Consider the following 20,922-nt stretch of genomic DNA (forward strand, 5'->3'; position numbering starts at 1 on the left):
CGCCGGGGCTCCGGCGGACGCACCGGCGGCGGACGGGGCGGAGGTCGCCGGGGAGGCCGCGCCGGCGCCGGCCGAGGAGCCGCCGCCGATCGGGGCGGCCGCACCCGGCGCCTGCAGGTCCCCCGGGCTGGTCCCGGGCATGGTCGAGACGCTCCCGGGGTCCTGACCGGGGTTCGCGGCCGGCAGGGTCTCGGCGGGCCCGACCGGGCCGGTCGGCCCCGTGGGCCCCGTCGGTCCCGTCGGTCCCGTCGGCTCACCGATCTCGGGGTTGCCGTCGATGCCCTCCTCGGGGACCGGTCCCCCGAGCCGGGAGCGGCTCCGCGGGGGGACGGCGACGTTCGACGCCCCGGACGAGCCGCCCGGACCCGTGGGGGCGTTCTCCGCCGGCGGCGCCAGGCCGCGCATGATCTCCGCGCTGGAGCGCAGGTCGCGCTCGAGCGCCTGGTTCGCGAGCCGGGCCCGACGCTCGCGCTCCTGGAGCTCCCCCTGGTAGGCGCCGACGGCCGCGCTGTGGCCGCGGTCGGCGCGCACCTGGTCCTGCGGGTCCATCGTGGCGTAGCCGTCGGGCCGGGTGGGGGCCGAGGGCGCACCCTGGGCGTCCAGGGCGTCGAGCTCGGCCTGCGCGAGACGCAGGGCGTCGGCGGCCTGGGTCAGGGCGGTCTTGCCCCGCCGCATGGCGCGCGACCGGTCCCGGCTGCGCTGCTCCGCGTTGCTGAACGACGTCTGGGCGGCGGTGCGGGTGGCGTCGCCGAGCTCGCCCTCCAGCCCGGTACGGCCGTCCGCGAGCTCGTCGGCCACCACCACCAGCGCGTCGCCGTTCTTGTCCCACTTGTCGGCGGCGGCGCCGATGGCCTCGCGGGCCGCTCCGGCGACGTTCGCGCGGAGTCGTGCGACCTCTGCCTCCATGTCAGGCCTCCCCGGGGTCGATGGCGCCGATGCTGCGCAGCGCGGCGGCGTTGAGCTCGTCGGTGTCGAGCTGGTCCTGGACCGCGCCGCGGAGGCCGACCTGGTAGTCGACCAGCATCGTCTCGGTGTCGTCGTTGCGGATCACGGAGTCGGCGTGGGCCCGCTCGTAGAGGGCGGCCAGCTCCTGGCCGATGCCCGAGCCCCCGAAGGCGCTCGCCGACAGGACGGCGTCGCCGAAGCCGCTGCGGGCGATCGTCTCGGACTTCGTGCCGATCTTGTCCGCGATGCCGCGGACGCGCTCGGCGTTCAGGCTGACGTCGTTGCCGCCGGGGGTCTGGGAGGACCCGCCGGCGCTGCCGTCGGCAGTACCCATGGTCTGTGTGCTCCTCGTACGTCGTGACGTGGGTCGGTCGGGGCCGGCCGGCCGCGGTGCGGCCGCGCCGGACGGCGAGGGGCCGGGCACCGGCGACGGTGACCGGCCCCTCGGGTGCGCGTGGTGCGGGGGCTCAGCCCCCGAAGCGGTCCTGACCGCGCGCGTCGGCGCCCTTGTAGGCGGCCTTCGACTCCTCCACCCCGTTGGCGGCGGCCTCGAGGACGGTGATCATCTCGCGCATCAGCTCGTCCCACTTCTGCTTGGCGTTGACGTAGGCGGTCTGCGCCGAGCCCTCCCAGGACGCCTTCATCGAGGACAGGCGGCCCTCGAGGGTGTCGAGGTCGCTGTTGATCTGGCGCGCGGCGCGCACCAGGTTGTCGGCTGCGGCGTCGAGGCTCGCGCTCTGCATGGTGATGTCGGTCATGTCGTCGCTCCCTGCGTGTCTTCGGTCGTCAGCGGGCCGTCAGGCGCTCAGGCGCCGAGGCCGTTGGCGAAGTGGGTGATGTTCTCGCCGACGTTGGCGTCGTTGGCGACGCTGTCGCGCTCGGTCTCGTCGAGGGACTCCGCGAGGTTGTTGAGCACGCGGGTGATCTCCTCGTGGCGGACCTTCCACTTCTGCGCGAGGCCCTGGAAGGCCTGACCGCCCTGGCCCTGCCAGCCGTTGGCCATGCCGCGGATCTCGCTCTCGAGGTTGCCGGCGTCGCGGTCGAACTTGGTCTTGGCCTCACGGACGATGTCGGCGCCGTCCTTCAGCTTGCCGGCGCCGAGCCTGATGTCCGGTGCACTCATGCTTCCTCCTCTGCCGGCCCCGCGGGCCGATCCGTCGTGGTGAGTGTCTGCGGGTGAACGTCCCGGTCACCCGCTCGAGGAGGTGTCTACCCGGGCTGCGGAGGCCTAAACCTCAGGATGTCAATTCCCACAGGAAGCGGAACAGGCCCGTGGCCACGAGGGCGGCCGCGAGCGCGAAGGCCCCGCTGAAGCCCTCCGCCTGCTCCGCCCGGCGCGACCACCACAGCGAGCGCCAGCCCCGGCCGGTCGCGACCGCGACGGCGACGCACCCGGCACCGGCCAGCACCACCCCGAGGCCGCCGAGCGCGAGGTCCCGCTCGCCCAGCCGCGCCAGGCCGACCGCCGTCAGGCTCACCCAGCAGGCCAGGCCGGCGGCCCGCAGCAGGCCCTGGGCCGCGCGGTGGCGGTAGCTGCGGGCGGCCAGCAGCAGCGCCCCGCCCGCGCAGAACACCTGGACCCACGCGCCGATCCGGTCGAGGGAGAGGGTGGCGGTCGCCAGCAGGAGCGGCGCCGCCACGACCGCCACGACGGCCACCGCGGCGGCGCCGGCCGTGACGAGCCGCGAGCCCCGTGCGACGAGGCCGGAGACCCCCTCGCGGGTGACCAGCATCCGCGCACGGCGTCCCCGGCGGGTGTCGCGGGCCGTCCACGCGGTGACCGCCAGCCGGTCGAGGTCGAGCAGCACCTGGTCGGGGACGTCGACCGCGAGCGAGGGCACGAAGCGGGCCGAGAGCATCGCCAGCAGCAGCAGGACGGACCACACGACCGCGGGCCGCACGCCCAGGACGGCGGCGACGCCGGCGAGCACGAAGACCGCGCTGCCGGCCACCATCCAGACGGTGAGGGCCTCGTCCGCGTCGTCGCGCCAGGACCGCGCGACGGCGGCCGTGACGGCGCCGCCGAGGGCGGCGACCCCGACCACCATCGGGAGCCGCTCGGCCCCGGGCTGCGAGACCACGGCGAGGGCGGCGGCCGCGCCGAAGGCCGGGGCGGCCACGGCCCGCTGGGCCGACAGCTGGCCGAACGGGGCCGCGGCGAGCAGCGCCGTGCCGGCGAGGACGAGCGCGGTGACGGTCGCGGGGGTGCCCGGGCCGGCCTGCCCGGCCCACCAGCCCGCGAGCAGGCCCAGGGCCGCGGCGAGCGTGAACCACAGGGCCGAGAGCCGGCCGGGCCGGATGCGCTCGGCGCCGCGGCCGACCGAGGGAGCGGACGGCGCCGCCCGCTCCCGCTCGCCGGTCGTCGCGACGAGCAGGTCGCCCGGCTCCACGCCGGCCGCCGTCAGGGCCTCGCGGGCGGGCACCGCGACGCCGGTGGCGTCGTACAGGTGGGGCAGGACGTCGAGCCCGGCCCGCTTGGCGTATTCCTTGGCGACGTCGACACCGGTGGCGCCGGCCGGCACGACGAGGTCCAGCACGCCCAGGGGTCCGTGGACGCTGACCGGGAGCGTCTCGCGACGGACGTCGACGGCGGGCCCGCGCAGGGACGCAGCACGTGACGGCACCGGCTCCCCCTCTCGCCCGCGGACCGGTCGCAGCGTAGACCAGCGAGGTCGCGCTTGTGCTGATACGCGGAGCCGGACGGCCCTAGGATCCCGGTGAGGCGGTCCCGGTCCGTCCGCATCGCGAAGGGGGAGCGCGTGAGCACGACGCTGCGTGGCGCACACCGGCTGGACCCGCCGGAGATGCCGGCCGGCCGCATCGACCTGCAGGCCCCGCCGGAGCTGCAGGACCACGAGGGCGCCGCCGGGGTCGCGATGAACGCGATCCCGATGCTCGGCAGCCTGGGCTCGATCGTGCTCGTGGCCACGATGGCCGGCGACGGCGCCAACCGCGGCCGCAGCCTGATCGCGGCCGGCATGTTCCTCTTCGCGACCCTCGGCTTCATCGCCATCCAGATCGACCGGCAGCGCAAGCAGAAGGCCCAGCAGCTCACGGGCTCCCGCACCGAGTACCTGCGCTACCTCGCCAACGTGCGCAAGGTGGCCCGCGAGGCGGCCGACCAGCAGCGCCGCGCGCTGGCCTGGCACCTGCCGGACCCCGCCGCGCTGCCGGCGCTGGCCGAGGACCGCTCCCGGCTGTGGGAGCACCGGCCCGATGACGACGGGTTCCTGCAGGTCCGCTACGGGGTCTGCACCCAGCCGCTGGCGCTCGAGCTGGTCCCCCCGGAGACCACGGCCGTGGACCAGGTCGACCCGGCCGCCGCCTCGGCGCTGCACCGCCTGCTCGTCGTCCACCGCCAGCAGCCGGACCTGCCCGCGTCGATCGACCTGCGGTTCTTCGACCGGCTCGAGCTGTGCGGCGAGGAGGGCGCGGCGCGGTCCCTGGCCCGCGCGATCATCTGCTCGGCCACCGCCTTCCACTCCCCCGACCACCTCGTGGTCGCCGTGCTCGCCAGCGACCGCAACCTGGCGCACTGGGACTGGGTCAAGTGGCTGCCCCACGCGCAGAGCGCCGAGCGCGCCGACGCGGTCGGCCCGATGCGGATGGTCGCCACCTCGCTGGAGGAGCTGGGCTCCATGCTCCCGCCGGACCTCGGCGACCGACCCCGCTTCGGCGCCGACGAGCGGCCCGCGACGCCCCACATCCTGCTCGTCCTCGACGGCGGCCACCTGCCGCCCGGCAACCACATCGTCCCGCCGTACGGCCTGCACGGGGTGACCATCCTCGACGTCCCGGCCCGCTGGGACGTGCTGGAGGAGCCGACCCGGCTGCGGCTGCAGCTGACCGGCGACGCGCCGCGCACCTCCGGCCCGGCGGCCGGCAAGCAGCCCGTGCTCGCGGTCCGGGTGCGCGAGGAGCCGATCAAGGCCTACGCCGACCAGTGCGACGCCGCGACCGCCGAGGCGTTCGCGCGCCGTCTGGCCCCGCTGCACGTCGTCAGCACCGGCGCCGAGACCGCGACCGCCGACCTGTCCGGGCCCACCGACTTCATGGACATGCTCGGGCTCGGCGACGTGCGCGGCTTCGAGACCACCGGCGCCTGGCGGCCCCGTCCGGCCCGCGACCGGCTGCGGGTGCCGATCGGTCGCGGTGACGGCGGGCTGATCAGCCTCGACATCAAGGAGTCCGCCCAGCAGGGCATGGGTCCCCACGGCCTCGTGATCGGCGCGACCGGCTCGGGCAAGTCGGAGTTCCTGCGCACGCTCGTCCTCGGGCTGGCGCTGACCCACTCCCCCGAGCAGCTCAACATGGTGCTCGTCGACTTCAAGGGCGGCGCGACGTTCGCCGGGATGACGGACATGCCGCACGTGTCGGCGGTCATCACCAACCTGCAGCAGGAGCTGACGCTCGTCGACCGCATGCAGGACGCGCTGTCCGGCGAGATGGTGCGACGCCAGGAGCTGCTGCGCGAGGCCGGCAACTACGCCTCCATCCGCGACTACGAGAAGGCGCGCAGCGCGGGCGAGGACCTCGCGCCGATGCCGTCGCTGTTCATCGTCGTCGACGAGTTCTCCGAGATGCTGACGGCGAAGCCGGAGTTCAGCGAGCTGTTCGTCGCCATCGGCCGGCTCGGCCGCTCGCTGGGCCTGCACCTGCTGCTCGCCTCGCAGCGCCTCGAGGAGGGCCGGCTGCGGGGGCTGGAGTCCCACCTGTCCTACCGCGTCGGCCTGCGGACCTTCTCGGCCGGCGAGTCGCGCACCGTGCTCGGCGTGCCCGACGCCTACGAGCTGCCCGCCGACCCGGGCCTCGGCTACCTCAAGCCCGACCAGTCCACGCTGCTGCGCTTCAAGGCGGCGTACGTGTCGGGCCCGCCGCCGGGCCGCGCACGCGTGCGCCGCGACGAGGGCGGCAACGTGGCCGGGATCCTCCCGTTCAGCATCTCCGAGGTGCTCACGCTGGACCCTCCGGGCACCGACGCCGACGACGAGGCCCCCGCCGTCGTCGAGGCGGAGGGGGAGCAGGCCAGCATCCTCGACATCGCCGTCGAGCGGATGCGCGGCCAGGGCACCCCGGCCCACCAGGTGTGGCTGCCGCCGCTCGACGAGCCCGACACCCTCGACCGCCTGATGCCGGACCTCGTCGAGGACCCGCGCCTCGGCCTGGTCTCGCCGCGCTGGCGTGCCCGCGGCGGTCTGGTGGTCCCGCTCGGCACCGTCGACAAGCCGCGCGAGCAGCGCCGCGACACCCTCACCGTCGACCTCGGCGGGGCCTCGGGCCACGCGGCGGTCGTCGGCGGTCCGCGCAGCGGCAAGTCGACCCTGCTGCGCAGCATGGTGACGTCGATGGCGCTGACCACGACGCCCCAGGAGTCCCAGTTCTTCGTGCTCGACTTCGGCGGCGGCACCTTCGCCTCGATGCACGACCTGCCGCACGTCTCCGGCGTCGCCACCCGCTCGGAGCCGGACGTCGTGCGGCGCATCCTGGCCGAGGTGCAGGGCGTCGTCGACCGGCGCGAGTCCTACTTCCGCGCCCAGGGCATCGACTCGATCGAGACCTACCGGTCGCGGCGCGCCGCCGGGCGCGTCGACGACGGGTGGGGCGACGTGTTCCTCGTCGTCGACGGCTGGAGCACCCTGCGGTCGGACTTCGAGGACATCGAGATGGGGCTGCAGCAGCTCGCGCCGCGCGGGCTCACCTTCGGTCTGCACCTGATCGTCGCCGCGACCCGGTGGGCCGACTTCCGCGCCGCCATGCGCGACATCTTCGGCACCCGCCTCGAGCTGCGCCTCGGCGACCCGCTCGACTCCGAGATCGACCGCAAGGTCTCGGCCCTGGTGCCGGCCGGTCGGCCCGGCCGCGGCCTCGTGCCGGGCAAGCTGCACTTCCTCGGCGCGCTGCCGCGCATCGACGGCAGCGCCGACCCCTCCGACCTCGGTGACGGCGTCGAGGACCTCGTGCGCCGGTCCGCGGCCGCGTGGCAGGGGCCGTCCGGGCCCAAGCTGCGGCTGCTGCCCGAGCGCATCGACCTGGAGCGGGTGCGCGAGCTGGCCGGGGTCGGCACGGACGACCCGCGGCTGCTGCTCGGCATCAACGAGAAGGAGCTGGCCCCCGTCTCGCTCGACCTGGACTCGGAGCAGCACCTGCTGGTCTTCGGCGACAGCCAGTCGGGCAAGAGCACCCTGCTGCGCAGCTACATCCGCGAGGTGGTGCGCTCCCGCGACGCCAAGCAGGCGCAGCTCATCATCGTCGACTACCGCCGCTCGCTGCTGGGCGAGGCGCCCGAGGAGCACCTGCTCAACTACCTGACGTCCTCGGCGCAGGCCACCCCCGTCCTGCAGGACCTCGCGACGTACCTCGAGCGGCGCATCCCCGGCCCCGACGTCACCCCCGAGGAGCTGCGCAACCGGTCGTGGTGGAGCGGCGCCGAGGCGTTCGTGGTCGTCGACGACTACGACCTGGTCTCCACGCAGTCCAGCGCCCCGCTGGCGCCGCTGCAGCCGTTCCTCGCGCAGGCCCGCGACGTCGGCCTCCACGTCGTGGTCGCGCGGCGCGCCGGCGGGGCCTCCCGCGCCCTCTACGAGCCGATCATCCAGTCGCTCCGCGACCTCGCGATGCCCGGCGTGCTGCTGTCGGGACCGGCGGACGAGGGCTACCTGATCGGCAACAACCGGGCCCAGCCCGCACCGCCGGGACGCGCCCGCCTCATCACCCGGGACCGCGGGACCGAGGCCGTCCAGCTGGCCTGGAGCGAGTCGCGCCTCTAGGAGCGGAGCCGGTACGTCGGGCGGGCTGGCACCCCGCCCGGAAACTCCTGAAGAGTCAACATTCCCGTAACCCTGGGTCAACGTCCCTGCGACGTGGCACGGTCACAGTGGTCCTGGCCCCACCGACCGGGGCCCCGATCCGTGGGGGTAGCGATGAACGACGACACGACCGACAGCCGCTCCGGCGACGCGCAGGAGATCGACCTCCAGCTGGAGCGCATCAGCCGGCAGCGGGCCAGCCTGCTCGCCCGTCACCAGCAGAAGCTGACCGGGCTGATGGGCACCCGCGAGGACCTCCGCGGGGTGCACGCGATGGCGGACTTCGTCGACGACGCCGTCCGGTGGACCGCCTGAGGGCGACCACCCGGCGGCGACGAGCGCGCCGCGCCGCGGCCCGCTCGCTATGATCCGCCCGTGATCTTCAAGCGGATCGGCGACGGCCGCCCCTACCCCGAGCACGGTCTCGGGTCGGGCGGCTGGGCGAAGATCCCCCCGCGGCAGGTCCGGCTCGACGAGCTGGTCACCACGAAGGACACCCTGTACCTCGTCGACCTGCTGACGGAGGACTCCACCTTCTACGGCGACCTGTTCGCCCACGTGGTCGCGTGGGACGGCGACCTGTACCTCGAGGACGGCCTCCACCGCGCCATGCGCGCGGCGCTGCAGCAGAGGCCGCTGCTCCACGCCCGCGTCCACGCCGTGGCCGCCCGGTGAGCCGCCGGCTCCGCGCCGCGATCACGCTGCTCGTGCTCACGGTCGTGCTCCTCGCCGGTGGCGCGTGGGCCTGGTCCGCGCTGTTCAGCCCGCTCCCGGAGAGCGTGTTCGGCGGGGGCGAGGAGGAGGCGGTCTGCACCGACCGCGAGGTCGAGGCCGGCAGCCGGCTGACGCCCGACGGGGTCACGGTGAGCGTCGTCAACGCCGGCGACCGCCAGGGCGCCGCGGGCCAGACGCTGGAGCGACTCGTCGACGCGGGCTTCGCCGAGGGAGTCGAGGACAACGCTCCCGACGACGCCGACGTCCGCCGCGTGCAGATCTGGACCGACGACCCCTCGAGCCCGGCCGTCCGGCTCGTGGCCAGCTACCTCGGCGACCCGCGCATCGAGCAGCGCGAGGTCGACGTCCCCGGGGTCTACGTCGTGGTGGGCGACGAGTTCGACGAGCTCAGCGAGGGCCGTCCGCGGATCCGGGTGCCCGACGACACGACCGTGTGCGGGCCCGCGGGCGCCTGAGCGTCTCGCGGGGCCTCAGGCCTCGCCGTCCCGGTCCGCGGCGGGGAGCCAGCGCGCCAGCCGGCCACCGGCCGAGATCTGGCGCAGCCGCTGCTCGGTCGCCTCGCGGCAGCGACGCGGCGCGACCACGAGCAGGTCGTCGCCGTGACGCAGGACGGTGCGGCCCTCGGGGACGAGGATCTCCTCGCCACGCACGACCAGCGAGAGCGACGCCCCGGTCGGCAGCCGCAGCTCGCGCACCTCGACCCCGTGCAGCCGGGAGGTCGGCCCGACCCGCAGCTGGAGCAGGTCCGCGGCCATGCGCTCGAGGGGCGCGGCCTCGACCTCCAGGTCCCGGACCGCCCCCGCGCCGGAGACCCCGAGCCGGCGTGCGACCCACGGCAGCGTCGGACCCGTGACCAGGGTGTAGACGACGACGAGCACGAACACGATGTCGAAGAGGTTCTCGGCGCCGGGCACCCCCTCGGAGAGCGGGATGGTCATCAGCACGATCGGGACGGCTCCCCGCAGGCCGGCCCACGACAGGAACGCGAGCTCCCGCAGCGGCAACGGCTGCACGAGGGCGCAGACGGCCACCGACAGCGGCCGGGCGACCAGCGTCAGCACCAGGCCGATCCCGACCCCCGCCGCGACCGTGCCGAGGGTGATCCGCCCCGGTGAGAGCAGCAGCCCGAGCATGACGAACAGCCCGATCTGCGCGAGCCAGGCGACACCCTCGGCGAACGACCGCGTGGCGGCCCGGTGCGGCAGCTCGGTGTTGCCCAGCACCAGCGCGGCCAGGTAGACGGCCGCGAACCCCGAGGCGTGCAGCGCGGCGGCCGCGCCGTACCCGAGCAGGGTGAGGCAGACGACCGCGATCGGGTAGAGGCCCGAGGCGGGCAGCGCCGCCCGTCGCATCACCCACGCGCCGCCGACGCCGACCGCGAGCCCGACCAGCGAGCCGACGGCGAGCTCGAAGACGATCTCGGCCAGCATCAGCGGGATGCCGTGCTCCTGCGCGGCCCCCGTGGCGACCAGGGTCACCAGCACCACGGTCGGTGCGTCGTTGAGGCCGGACTCGGCCTCCAGGGCCCCGACGAGCCGCTTGGGCAGGGGCACGACGCGCAGCACCGAGAACACCGCTGCGGCGTCGGTGGCGGAGGTCGCGGCCCCCAGCAGCACGGCGAGCTGCCAGGGCAGGCCGAGCAGCAGGTGCGCGCCGAGCGCCACGACCAGCACGGACACCGCGATCCCGACCGTCGCCAGGGCGGCACCCAGGGCGACGGAGGGCCGGACCTCGCTCCAGGTGGTGGTCAGGCCGCCCTCGGCGAGGATGATCGCGAGCGCCGCGAACCCGAGCGCGTGCGCGAGGCCGGCGTCCTCGAAGCCGATCCCGAGGCCCGCCTCGCCGAGCACGACGCCCATCAGCAGGTAGATCAGCAGGCTGGGCAGCCCGGCGCGGGCGGAGAGCCGGACCGCGAGGATCGCGAGCAGCGTGACGCCCGACCCCACCAGGAGGAAGGTGTCGAGCTGCTCGACGTCGAAGGTCACGCGCACCTCGCTGCTCGCCGGGCGGGAAGCCGATCCTATCGGCGCCGGCGGGCCGGCGAGCGTCCCCAGGCGCCGGGGTGACCCGCGCGTCCACAGCCGAGCGCGGGCGACCCCCCGGCCCCGCCGCGCGGGGCGAGGCTGCAGGGACCGGACGGGAGGTCCCCGTCGGCGGCACCGGGGGGGCGGACGTGGCGACAGACGGGGACGGGGACGGGCTCCGGGGCGTGGCGGCGGCGGCCCGGGCGCTGGCCGACGACCTGGGGGCCGGGGCCGCGGACGTCGTCGCCGCCGCCGAGTCCGTCGCGTGGGAGGGCCTGGCGGCGGACGCGGCCCGGGCGACGGCGCGGGCGGGCGCGGACCGCCTCGACCGCACCGTCCGGGCGCTGCTCGACGCCGCGGCGGCGGTCGACCGTCACGCCGACGCGGTCGGGAGGGCCGGCGGGGACGGGTGGTGGCCCTGGTGAGCGCCCGGGTGAGCGGTCCGGAGAGCGGTCCGGTGAGCGGTCCGGTGAGCGGCGCGGGCAGCCGTCTGCGGGTGGTGGGCGGCGCGGGCGGCGTGGTGGCCGGTGCCGACGACCTGCGCGACCTCGCCACGGCGTACGACGAGCTGGGCGACCGGGTCCGCCGGACCGGACGGGCCGTGCTCGGGCTCGCGGCCGACCCCGACCTGCTGGCCTCGGCCGTGCGGGGGCCGACCACCTTCGCCGAGGCCGAGGCCGCGCTGGTCGCTGCGGCGCTCGGGCCGGACGGGGCCCTGCGCGGGGCGGCGACCTGGGAGGCGGACGCCGTCGCGGTCCGCGCGACCGCGGCCGGCCTCGTGGCGGCCGACCGGCTGGCGGCGCAGGCGGTGGGCCGGGTCGCGCACCGGCTCGGGGGCCTGCTCGGTCCGGGCGCGCTCGGTCCGGCGCTGGCACTCGGCGCGGCGGCCTCGGTGGCCGCCCCACCGCTCGTCGAGCCGCTCGCCGCGCTCGCCGGCGGGACCGTCGACGGCTCCCACCCCCTCCTGCCGGCGGGAGCGGCCGGGACGGCGGGCGCGGCCGGGCTCCTGGCCGCGACGTACGGGCCGGAAGGAGCACCGGTCGTGACCCGCCGCAGCGACCTCGATCGCGCGCCGGCGCCGCCGCGCGACGTCGCGGACCTCATCGGGGGCCTCGCCGGGGTCGCCGCGCTCGCGGGCACGGCACCGGGCGCGGTGGCGGTCGACACCCTCGTGGGTGCCGACGGCACCCGCCGCCACGTCGTCCACCTCCCCGGCACCGACGACATGACGACGTGGCCGTGGACCCGCGACGGCGACGCGCGCGACCTGGGCGCCAACCTGCGGCTCGCCTCGGGCTCCCCCATGACGTACGGCGCCGGCGTGCTGCGGGCGATGGCGGAGGCCGGGGTGGGACCGGACGAGCCGGTGCTGATCACCGGCCACTCCCAGGGCGGGATGGCCGCGACGGCGCTCGCCGCCGCGGCGCGGTCCGGCGAGGTGCCGTTCGACGTGCGTCAGGTCGTCACGGCGGGATCGCCCGCCACGCCGCTGTCCGCGACCCTCGGCGGCGCCGGCGCCCGCGGGGTGGAGGTGCTGGCCCTGGAGCACCGCGGCGACCCCGTCCCCCACCTCGACGGCACGGCGCCGGTGGACGCTCCGCACCGGGTGACCGTGATCTTCGGCGGCGACGGGGCCGTGCCGGGGGCGGCGGGCGGGGCGGGAGGCGCCGACCCGGTGGACCGCCACGGCCTGCGGCACTACGTCGCCGGCGCGGCCGCCGCGGACGCCTCCGACCACCCGTCCCTCGTCGCCCAGCGCGACCGGCTGGCCGACCTCGGCTTCCTCGACGCGCGCCGTGTCGAGCGCCGGGTGTTCACCGTCGGGCGCGACGAGCCGTGACCCGGACCCGGGCCGCGGGGCGACGGCTGCCGCGGCCCGTCGTGGCAGGGTGTGGGACGGGCTCGGGCCATCGCGACGACGTGGCAGGTTTGGGCACCGGACGGAGCGGGCAGGAGCCCGTGGTCCCGGTGGCGGGCCGGGAGGAGGGCGGACGATGTACGGCGACACCGCGGTGATGCGGCGACGGGTGGACCAGCTGCGCGAGCAGGCCGACGAGGTGCGCTCGCGGGCACGGACGCTGGTCGCGCAGGCCGAGGCCGTGCCGTGGACCGGACGGGCCGCGGAGACGATGCGCGCGCGGGTCCGTGACCGCGCCGCGCGCCTGCGGGAGGCCGCCGGGCTGCACGACGACGCCGCCGAGGCCCTCGAGAGGCACGTCGTCGAGGTCGACCGGCTCCAGGAGGCCATCGCCGCCGCCGAGCAGCGCGCCCGTGCCGTCGACGAGGCCCCGGAGCGGCAGCCCGCGCAGGACCGGCAGGACCAGCAGGCGGACCACCGCCCCGACGAGGACCAGCCGCCGCCCGGCCACCGGGACTGGCTCACCTGGGCCGAGCGCTGACACGGAACGGATGAGAGGACACCGGGTGCCCACCGTCGACCTGTCCAGCCCCACCCCGCCGCCCGACTCGCTGCTCGCGGGCCTGCCGCGGCGCGTGACGCTGACGCTGCCCGAGCTGCGCCTGCTGGCCGAGCGGACGGGCGGGGCCCCGCTGCCGTTCCTGGAGTCCGCGACCTCCGACGCCCCGGCCACCGACGGGGGCGGGCTGGAGTCCCGGCTCGGAGCCCCGGGCGGCGGGGACGCCGAGGCCGCGTTCGCCGCCGCCGTCGCCCGTCTCCACGACCCCGTGGAGTCGCTGACCCGACGCGGCCTGCTCGAGGCCGACGGCTCGCCCGAGGCCGGGCTCGCGGGGGCCGTCGGGCTCCTGGCGACCCCGCGGGTCGCGCTCGATCTCGACGTCGCCGTCGGCCGGGTCCGGGCCCACGCCTGGCACCGCCACGGGCGGGCCGCGGTGGCGGCGCTGGCGACGGCGGACGGGCTGGTGTTCGAGCTGGGGTGGTTCGCCGTCGGCCAGTGGGCCGGCGAGCTGGCCCGGGTCGCCGCCGTGCCCGAGGACGCCGCCTCCGCGCCCGGCGCGCCCGGCGCCCTGGACGACCGGACGCGGGCCTCGGCGCTCCCCGACGTGCTGGACCTGCCCTACGAGCTGCTCGACAGCGCCGGCGAGGCCTTCCGCACGCGGCGCTCCGACGTCGTCGGGGTCCTCGCGGCCCACCACACCGGCGAGGTGATCGCCGACGGGCGTCCGGTCGCGGACGCCCAGGTGCCGGGACTGCTCGGCGCCCTCGCGGCCGAGACCCGCGGCCGGCTGCGCGCCCTGGTCTGCGAGGTGCCGGCCGAGACCGTCGGGGTGACCTCGTGGCTGCTGGTCGCCGACGGCTGGCGGGCGCTGCGACCCCACACCACCGGCGGCGTCGCACGGGTGGAGCTGCGGCGGGTGGACCCGGACGACCTCGCCGCCTGCCTCGCCCCGGTCCTGGCGGAGGTCGTGCGATGAGCGGCGACGCCCTCGCCCAGGGGCTCGGCGGGGGTCCCGACCCGTCCGCCGAGCGCGGCACGACCCCGGTCTCCGCGGTCGCGCCGGGCGAGCGGTACGACCGGATGACCGGGTTGGCCGAGCTGTTCGACCGCACCGGCAACGAGCTGCGGGAGCGGAGCCGGCTCGGGGCCGACATCCTCTCCGACGACGACGTGATCGCGTCCGCGCCGCTCTCCCCCCGCACCTGGGAGGCCGCGGAGTCCGAGATCCACCGCGCCACGACCGGCAAGGCCGGGCTCCTGCCCGGCGCGACCGAGCTGGACGCCGACGCCCTGGTGGTGCGCGCCACCGTGCTGACCTACCGGTGGATCGACGAGCTCGCCGCGACCGCGACCCGCACCCTCGGCTCGATCGCCGGCCGGGCCATCGGCTACCTGGCGCCCGAGGTGGAGCTCGGCGGTGCCGTCGTGGCCGCCGGTCTGATCGAGACCGACGCCGACGACCGCGAGGGCGTGGCCGGCTACCTCGGCGAGCTCGCCCGGAGCCATCCGGACCTGATGGACCACATCAGCACCGCAGGCGGGCTGCTCGAGGGCCTCCAGCTGCGGACGCTGCTCACCCCCGGCCTCGGGCTGCTCCTCGACGAGGCGGACGGCGGGTCCCGCGGGGACGCCGGAGCGGGCGCCGGCCTCGCGGGAGCCGGGCTGCGGGCCGCCGGTGTCCCGCCCTTCGAGGTCGACCCCGTGGGCGCCGTGCGCGACGTGGCGGGCGAGCTCGTCGACCCCGCGACCGGCGGGACGGCCGCCGCCGACCCCGACCGGGCGCCGGCCGCCCCCGCGCTCGACGCGGACGCGCCCGACGGGCTCGAGGAGCTGATGACGACGCTCGCCGGGACGAGCGCCGAGGTGGAGGTCCACCGCACCGCCCCGGGCCGCTTCGTGGTCTACCTGCCCGGTCGTGACGGCCTCGTGACCGCCGGGGACGCCACGGACGCCGGCACGGGCGAGCGTCTGCGCCTCGTGGGCGGCGACCACGCGTCGTACGCCGACCGCGCCGCGCGCGTGCTCGACGCCGCGGTCGCCTCGGCCGGGACGGGCCCCGACGACCCGCCGGCGACGGTCATGGCCGTCGGCGGCGGTCGGGGCGGGGTCGTCGCGGCCGAGCTCGCGACGCGCCGCGACCACCCGTCGTACGAGGTGGACGTGGCGGTGACGGTGGCGTCGCCGTCCTCGCAGGTGCCGCGGGTGCCCGCCGAGGTGCGGGTGCTGTCGCTGGAGGACTCCGCGGACCCGGTCGCGCTGCTCGGCTCGCTCATCACCGCGGGTGACGAGCACCGCACGAGCGTCGTCTTCGACGCCGGTGACCTGGTCGGTCCGCCGGCGTGGGTCGCCGGGGGACGCGCCGCGGACGCCGCGGACCACGAGGGGCTCCGGGCGGAGCTGGCGCTGCTGCGCGAGCGGGGCTACCTGCGCTGACGCGGTCCCGGCCCGGCGCCGGACCGGCGGCGGCGGACGGGCGCGTTGCTCACAGGTGGTCGCGCACGAAGCGGGCGAGCTGGTCGAGGTCGCGGCACTCCGCCATCGCGACGACCTCGGCGTAGCGCGCGGCGACGGAGTCGCCGGTGTCCCAGTGCCGGACGGGCTCGGGGTTCAGCCACCAGGCACGCCGCGCCCCGGCGACCAGGCGACGCAGCGCCGGCAGGCCGGGGTCGGCGTAGTTGGAGCGGGCGTCGCCGAGCACGAGCAGCGTCGAGCGCGGGCCCAGGGCGTCGGCGTGCTCGTCCGCGAACCGGCGCAGCGCGCGCCCGTAGTCGGTGCGCCCGGAGCGATCCGCCCCGCGACCGGCCTCCAGCAGGTCCGCCAGCACCTCGCCGACGTCGCCGCCCGGGCGCAGGCGGTCGGTGACCTCCACGACGTCGTCGACGAACGCGAACGCCCGCACGCCACGGAACTGCTCGCGCAGCGCCACCACCAGCAGCAGCGTGAAGCGGGCGAAGTGAGCCACCGAGCCGCTCACGTCGCAGAGCACCACGAGGTCGGTACGGCGCTCGCGCCGCGGCCGCAGGACCGGGCTCATCGGGACCCCGCCGGTGGCCATCGAGGCGCGGACGGTGCGGCGCACGTCCAACGTCCCCCGCCGTCCCCTGGCCGTGTGGTCGCGCGCCAGCCGGGCCGCGAGGCGGCGGGCGAGGGGGGCGATCTCGCGCCGGATCGCCGCCAGATCGGCGGTGCCGGCGGCGGTGAAGGCGATCCGGTCGACCGGGGCCCGCACCGCCGAGGCGGCCAGCCGCTCGGGGCCCTTCTGCTCGGCGACCCGCCGCAGCGCCTCCGACTCGACCGCGCGCCGGAAGGCCGCCGCACGGCGCGCGGCGTCCGGGCCCGGGCCCTCGGGGAGGTCGCCGAGCCGGCGCAGCGTGGTGTAGGCCGACCAGGTGCTCAGCCCGGGCGCGCGACCGCTCAGCCGACCCAGGCGTCCGACGGCCTCCACCGCGAGGGCGTCCAGGCCGCCGGCCCCGCCGCCCTCGCCGCTCCCGCCGCTCCCCCCGCCCTCGGTCCCACCGGTCCCACCGGGCTCGACGGCGTCGCCGGTGATCGCCCCGGCGACGCGCTGCCGCAGGTCCTCGACCGCGTCCCCGTCGTCGGCGGTCGGCGCCGGCTCCGCGCCCGCCCCGACCCGCGGCGGGAACCACAGGTCGAACAGCGCGTCGAGCACCGGCCGGTGGCCGGCCCGCTTGAGCAGGGTCGCGGCGTAGGTCTCGCGCAGGGTCTCCCGGCGGTCCCAGTCGACGAGGCGGACCGCCGCGAGCGCGTCGAGGTCCTCGCTGAGCGCGACCGGGACCCCCGCGTCGCGCAGGGCGCCCACGAGGCCGAGGTGCCGGTCGAGGAGCGCCACGCTCAGGCCCGGGCGAGCTCGCGGGCGGCGCGGTCCAGGTCGGAGGCGTGCTTGAGGACGACGCCGAGCGTGCGGTCGGCGGTCTCGTCGGTGAGCTCGCCCGCGCCGAGCGCGACGAGGGTGCGCACCCAGTCGACGGTCTCGGCGATCGAGGGCGCCTTGCGCAGCTCGAGCCCGCGCAGCCGACCGACGACCTCCACGACCCGTCGGACCAGGGCCTCCTCGGCGTCGGGCACGTGGGACGCGACGATCTCGCGCTCGCGCTCCGGGGTCGGGTGCTCCAGGTGGAGGAACAGGCACCGGCGCCGGACGGCCTCGCTGAGGTCGCGGCTCGCGTTGGACGTCAGGACGACGTAGGGCCGCCGCACCGCGGTGATGGTGCCCAGCTCGGGGACCGTCACGGCGAAGTCGGAGAGCACCTCGAGCAGGAGGCCCTCGACCTCGACGTCGGTCTTGTCGATCTCGTCGACGAGCAGCACCGTCGGCTCGGTGCGCCGGATCGCGGTCAGCAGCGGTCGGGTGAGGAGGAACTCCTCGCTGAAGATGCTGTCGTGGGCCTCGGTCCACGACTCCGCGTCGGCGCCGGCCTGGATGCGCAGCAGCTGCTTGCGGTAGTTCCACTCGTACAGGGCGCGGGCCTCGTCCAGTCCCTCGTAGCACTGCAGCCGCACCAGCTCGGCGCCGTGCGCGCGGGCGACCGCCTTGGCCAGCTCGGTCTTGCCGACCCCTGCCGGGCCCTCCACCAGCAGCGGCTTGCCGAGCGCGCCGGCGAGGTAGGCCGACGTGGCGGTGGCGTCGTCGGGGAGGTAGCCGGCCTCGGCCAGCCGGGCCGCGGCGTCCTCGGGGGACGCGAACCAGGTCACGGGTGCGAGCCTAGGCTCATGCCCTCCGTCACCCGCCCGGACCTGCTCGTCCTCGACGTCAACGAGACCCTCTCCGACCTGTCCGCGCTCGGCGAGCGGTTCGTCACGGTCGGCGCACCGGCCGGTCTGGTGGCGCCGTGGTTCGCCGGCGTGCTGCGCGACGGGTTCGCGCTGGCGGTCCTCGGGGGCTCCGCGCCGTTCGCCGATGTCGCGGCCGACGGGCTGCGCACCGTCCTGGCGGGCCACGACCTGGACCGCCCCCTCGACGAGGCGGTCGCGACGGTGCTCGCGGGCTTCGCCGAGCTGCCGGTCCACCCGGACGCCGCCGCGGGCCTGCCACGGCTGGCCGCCGCCGGCATCCGCATGGTCGCGATGAGCAACGGCGCGACCGCCGTGGCCGAGCAGCTCCTCACGAACGCCGGCCTCCGCGGGCACGTCGAGGCGGTGCTGTCGGTCGAGGAGGCGGGCGCCTGGAAGCCCGACGCCCGGGCGTACGCCTTCGCGCTGCGCCGCTCCCAGGTCGCGCAGCACGCCGCGACCATGGTCGCCTGCCACCCGTGGGACCTGCTCGGGGCCGACGCCGCCGGCCTGGGCACCGTGTGGATCGACCGCACCGGCGCCCCCTGGCCCACGTCCTTCCCCGAGCCGGACCACCGCGTGGGCGGGTTCGACGAGCTCGCCGACCTCTACGGCGCCTGACCCCGCCGGAGGTCGAGGTGCTCCGAGCCCAGGCGAGGAGCCACGAGACCCGGTGAGGTCCACGGGTCCTCGTGGATGGGCATATCGGAGCCGGTGGAAGGCCGACCCACCGGAGGTCGAGGTGCGAGCCCGCGAGGTACGAGCGGGTGAGCCACGAGACCCGGTGAGGTCCACGGTCTCCCGGGTGCGGGGGCCTATTGGCGCCGGCGCAAGGTCGCGTCGCCGGTTGGGGTCCAGTGAGTGTCGTAGCGGGTGTCGTGGAGTACCGGGTCTCGTGGCGCGGCGTACGGGATGGCGTACGGGTCGGCGTACGGGTCACCGGGTCTCGTGGCCCGTCGGCTCCTGCGTCGCCGACGCGCACCTCGACCTCCGACCGGGCGGCCGTGGGGGTCACCGGGTCTCGTGGCCCGTCGGCTCCTGCGTCGCCGACGCGCACCTCGACCTCCGGTCGCGCGGCGTACGGCCCGGCGTACGGGTCACCGGGTCTCGTGGCCCGTTGGCTCCTGCGTCGCCACCCGGGCACCTCGACCTCCGGGGACGGGCACCTCGACCTCCGGCGGGCACCTCGACCTCCGGGGCGGGCAGCCCGACTCCGGCAGGAGGGGCGGCTGGATGAGGGGGCTCTCACCGCAGGCTCACGGACGGCTCACGCGCGCTGGGGAGAGTCCTGGCCATGGACATCACGCCCCTCTCCCCCCAGCGCCTGCGGGCCGTCAAGGCCTCCTACACCACCCGCTACGTCGCCGCCGCCCTCGAGAGCAGCGCCGACGGCTACCACCTCGAGACCGACCGGGCGCCCCGCGCCGGTGACGTCGTCGTCGCCCGGGTCACCGAGATTGGGAAGCACACCCGCCTGGAGGGTCCCGCGTCGCGGCGGCAGCTGCTCTTCGTCGGCGACGAGGTCCTGCTCGCCTACGGTCCGCGCTACGCGCCCGACCAGTTCCTCGCCGAGGTGCCCGAGGACCTGGGCCCCTGCGACCTGGTCGCGGCCGGTGGCCTCGCGGGGCGGGTCGTGGACCAGCACGCCGCCATCGACGACGCCACGCGCATCGAGCCGCTCGGGCTGCTCGCCGACGCCCGCGGCGTGGTCACGCTCGCCGAGCACGCGCCGTACGACGCCACCCCGGCGCCGCGGGACGACGCCACGCCGAGTGGAACCCGACCGCTGGTCGTCGGCGTGCTCGGCACGTCGATGAACTCCGGCAAGTCCACCGTCCTCGCCAGCCTCGTCAACGGGCTCACCCGCGCGGGCCTGGTCGTGGGCGCCGGCAAGGCCACCGGCACCGGTGCCGGGAACGACGCCAACCTCTTCCACGACGCCGGCGCCGTCCGGGTCCTGGACTTCACGGACTTCGGTCTGCCCAGCACCTTCCGGCTCGACCTCGCGGCCGTCCGCGACGTGTGGACCGCCCTGGTCGACCAGCTGGCGCTCGACGGTCCCGACGTGGTCGTCGTCGAGGTCGCCGACGGGCTCTACCAGGGGGAGACGGCGCAGCTGCTGGCCGACCCCGCGTACGCCGGGCGGGTCGACGTGGTGCTCTTCGCCGCGCAGGACGCCCTGGGCGCCGCCGGCGGCGTCGGGCGGCTCGCCGAGCTGGGGCTGCCCGTGCGGGCGGCCTCCGGGGTCGTGACCGCGAGCCCGCTCGCCGCCGGCGAGGCCGGGGCCGCGCTGGCCGCCACCGGCGTGCCGGTCGTGGACACCTTCGCCCTCTGCGACCCGGCCGTTGCCACCGGTCTCCTCGGCCTCGCGGTGGGTGCCGCCCGGTGACCCCCACCCCGTCCCCCGCCCCGCCCGTCGCCCTGCCCCCGGTGCTGGCGGGGCGGCGACGCGGGCTGATGGCGCGGCTGGTGGCGCTCGCGGTCGCCCAGGCGGCGACCGCGATGGTGCTCGCGCTGCTCGTCGGGGCCCTCGTGACGCGCGCCGGGTCGGGGACGGGGGTGGTCCCGGTCGCGGCCCTGCTGGTGGTGGCGGTCGCGGCGGTCGCCGCCGCGACGTACGGCACCCGGGTGCAGGCCGAGCGGCTCGGCCAGGACTACGTGCACGAGCTGCGCGGCCTGCTGGTCCGCGCCGCCCTCGGCGGCCGCTCGGCGACGTCGCTGGGCATCACCATCGCCCGGGTCACCAACGACCTCACGAGCGTGCGCGGCTGGGTGGCGCAGGGCGTCCCGCCCCTCGTGGCCGCCGGGCCGCTGCTGGTCGCGGGCCTGCTGGTGCTCGGTCTGCAGCACCCCACGGTGGCGGTCGCCGCGATGATCCCGCTGACCGTCATGGGCACGGCCGCCGCCGTGCTCATGCCCTGGGCCTACGGCCGGGCGCGCCGGCTGCGTCGGGCCCGGGGACGGCTCGCGAGCCACCTGACCGACACCCTGACCGCCCGCGAGGCCGTGCTGGCCGCCGGTGGCGCGGACCGGGAGGCCCGTCGCCTGGCGGGCGCCAGCCGTCGGGTCGCCGACGCCGCGGTCGAGCGCGCCCGGGCCGCGGGCGCCCTGCAGGCCGCGGCCGCCACCACCGCGGCCGCGATCGCCGTGCTCGTCGCCGCCACCGGGGTGGCCGGCGGGCCTCGGGGCCGCCGGGCCCCCCCC

Annotated in this window: 19 protein-coding genes and 1 pseudogene; 12 read left to right on the plus strand and 8 right to left on the minus strand. The window is 76.9% G+C overall.

Translation table 11 applies throughout. The annotated features are described in order from the left end of the window. The 5 genes and pseudogenes from ABD158_RS16930 to ABD158_RS16950 form a co-directional block, all read right to left on the minus strand. Window positions 1-906: pseudogene (locus ABD158_RS16930) on the minus strand (hypothetical protein); the annotation flags it as partial. Between the two features lies 1 nt (window position 907). Next, entirely contained in the window at window positions 908-1,279 is a 372-nt protein-coding gene (locus ABD158_RS16935) for a hypothetical protein (RefSeq protein ID WP_344008795.1), read from the minus strand. A 133-nt stretch (window positions 1,280-1,412) separates the two neighbouring features. Then, the gene (locus tag ABD158_RS16940; RefSeq protein ID WP_344008796.1) at window positions 1,413-1,703 is read right to left on the minus strand and encodes a WXG100 family type VII secretion target; all 291 of its coding nucleotides are present in this window, start codon (window positions 1,701-1,703) and stop codon (window positions 1,413-1,415) included. Between the two features lie 47 nt (window positions 1,704-1,750). After that, entirely contained in the window at window positions 1,751-2,068 is a 318-nt protein-coding gene (locus ABD158_RS16945; RefSeq protein ID WP_344008797.1) for a WXG100 family type VII secretion target, read from the minus strand. Between the two features lie 112 nt (window positions 2,069-2,180). Next, the gene (locus tag ABD158_RS16950; RefSeq protein WP_344008798.1) at window positions 2,181-3,569 is read right to left on the minus strand and encodes a hypothetical protein; all 1,389 of its coding nucleotides are present in this window, start codon (window positions 3,567-3,569) and stop codon (window positions 2,181-2,183) included. Between the two features lie 135 nt (window positions 3,570-3,704). On the opposite strand from ABD158_RS16950, the gene eccCa reads away from it, so the two are divergent. The 4 genes from eccCa (at window position 3,705) to ABD158_RS16970 (ending at window position 8,941) form a co-directional block, all read left to right on the plus strand. Continuing rightward, window positions 3,705-7,712 (plus strand): type VII secretion protein EccCa, encoded by a 4,008-nt coding sequence (gene eccCa, locus ABD158_RS16955; protein WP_344008799.1) that lies wholly within the window; start codon window positions 3,705-3,707, stop codon window positions 7,710-7,712. A gap of 153 nt (window positions 7,713-7,865) precedes the next feature. Further along, window positions 7,866-8,066, plus strand: coding sequence for a hypothetical protein (locus tag ABD158_RS16960; protein ID WP_344008800.1), 201 nt, complete (start codon window positions 7,866-7,868; stop codon window positions 8,064-8,066). A gap of 60 nt (window positions 8,067-8,126) precedes the next feature. Next, window positions 8,127-8,426 carry a type II toxin-antitoxin system VapB family antitoxin gene (locus ABD158_RS16965; protein WP_344008801.1) on the plus strand — a complete coding sequence of 100 codons (300 nt, stop codon included), beginning with the start codon at window positions 8,127-8,129 and terminating at the stop codon, window positions 8,424-8,426. After that, window positions 8,423-8,941, plus strand: coding sequence for a LytR C-terminal domain-containing protein (locus ABD158_RS16970; protein ID WP_344008802.1), 519 nt, complete (start codon window positions 8,423-8,425; stop codon window positions 8,939-8,941). Before ABD158_RS16965 ends, ABD158_RS16970 begins: the two co-directional genes overlap by 4 nt. Window positions 8,942-8,956: 15 nt before the next feature. On the opposite strand, the gene ABD158_RS16975 is transcribed toward ABD158_RS16970, so the two are convergent. Then, the gene (locus ABD158_RS16975) at window positions 8,957-10,471 is read right to left on the minus strand and encodes a potassium/proton antiporter (RefSeq protein WP_344008803.1); all 1,515 of its coding nucleotides are present in this window, start codon (window positions 10,469-10,471) and stop codon (window positions 8,957-8,959) included. 188 nt (window positions 10,472-10,659) lie between these two features. Between ABD158_RS16975 and ABD158_RS16980 the strand changes: the two genes are divergently transcribed. The 5 genes from ABD158_RS16980 (at window position 10,660) to ABD158_RS17000 (ending at window position 15,360) form a co-directional block, all read left to right on the plus strand. Beyond that, window positions 10,660-10,935, plus strand: coding sequence for a hypothetical protein (locus ABD158_RS16980; RefSeq protein ID WP_344008804.1), 276 nt, complete (start codon window positions 10,660-10,662; stop codon window positions 10,933-10,935). Between the two features lie 32 nt (window positions 10,936-10,967). After that, window positions 10,968-12,350: a hypothetical protein gene (locus ABD158_RS16985; RefSeq protein WP_344008805.1), complete on the plus strand. Its 1,383-nt coding sequence runs from the start codon at window positions 10,968-10,970 to the stop codon at window positions 12,348-12,350. 154 nt (window positions 12,351-12,504) lie between these two features. Then, window positions 12,505-12,909 (plus strand): hypothetical protein, encoded by a 405-nt coding sequence (locus tag ABD158_RS16990; protein ID WP_344008806.1) that lies wholly within the window; start codon window positions 12,505-12,507, stop codon window positions 12,907-12,909. A 25-nt stretch (window positions 12,910-12,934) separates the two neighbouring features. After that, window positions 12,935-13,903, plus strand: coding sequence for a hypothetical protein (locus ABD158_RS16995; protein WP_344008807.1), 969 nt, complete (start codon window positions 12,935-12,937; stop codon window positions 13,901-13,903). Further along, a complete protein-coding gene (locus tag ABD158_RS17000) occupies window positions 13,900-15,360 on the plus strand; it encodes a hypothetical protein (RefSeq protein ID WP_344008809.1) in 1,461 nt (486 codons plus the stop codon). The genes ABD158_RS16995 and ABD158_RS17000 overlap by 4 nt, the downstream gene beginning before the upstream one ends. Window positions 15,361-15,409: 49 nt before the next feature. Here the strand turns inward: ABD158_RS17000 and ABD158_RS17005 are convergent, their stop codons facing one another. Both ABD158_RS17005 and ABD158_RS17010 read right to left on the minus strand, forming a co-directional pair. Further along, entirely contained in the window at window positions 15,410-16,777 is a 1,368-nt protein-coding gene (locus ABD158_RS17005) for a VWA domain-containing protein (protein ID WP_344008810.1), read from the minus strand. Window positions 16,778-16,779: 2 nt separating this feature from the next. Then, complete coding sequence (locus ABD158_RS17010; RefSeq protein WP_344008811.1) at window positions 16,780-17,640, minus strand: AAA family ATPase; 861 nt, start codon at window positions 17,638-17,640, stop codon at window positions 16,780-16,782. A gap of 18 nt (window positions 17,641-17,658) precedes the next feature. On the opposite strand from ABD158_RS17010, the gene ABD158_RS17015 reads away from it, so the two are divergent. From ABD158_RS17015 to ABD158_RS17025, 3 genes are all read left to right on the plus strand, one after another. Then, window positions 17,659-18,339 carry a haloacid dehalogenase type II gene (locus ABD158_RS17015; protein WP_344008812.1) on the plus strand — a complete coding sequence of 227 codons (681 nt, stop codon included), beginning with the start codon at window positions 17,659-17,661 and terminating at the stop codon, window positions 18,337-18,339. Window positions 18,340-19,012: 673 nt separating this feature from the next. Continuing rightward, entirely contained in the window at window positions 19,013-20,107 is a 1,095-nt protein-coding gene (locus ABD158_RS17020) for a P-loop NTPase family protein (protein ID WP_344008813.1), read from the plus strand. Then, on the plus strand, window positions 20,104-20,922 hold an 819-nt coding region (locus tag ABD158_RS17025; RefSeq protein ID WP_344008814.1), incomplete at its 3' end, for an ABC transporter transmembrane domain-containing protein. The genes ABD158_RS17020 and ABD158_RS17025, both read left to right, overlap by 4 nt.

The sequence above is a fragment of the Nocardioides lentus genome (assembly GCF_039529515.1).
Lineage (GTDB): Bacteria > Actinomycetota > Actinomycetes > Propionibacteriales > Nocardioidaceae > Nocardioides > Nocardioides lentus.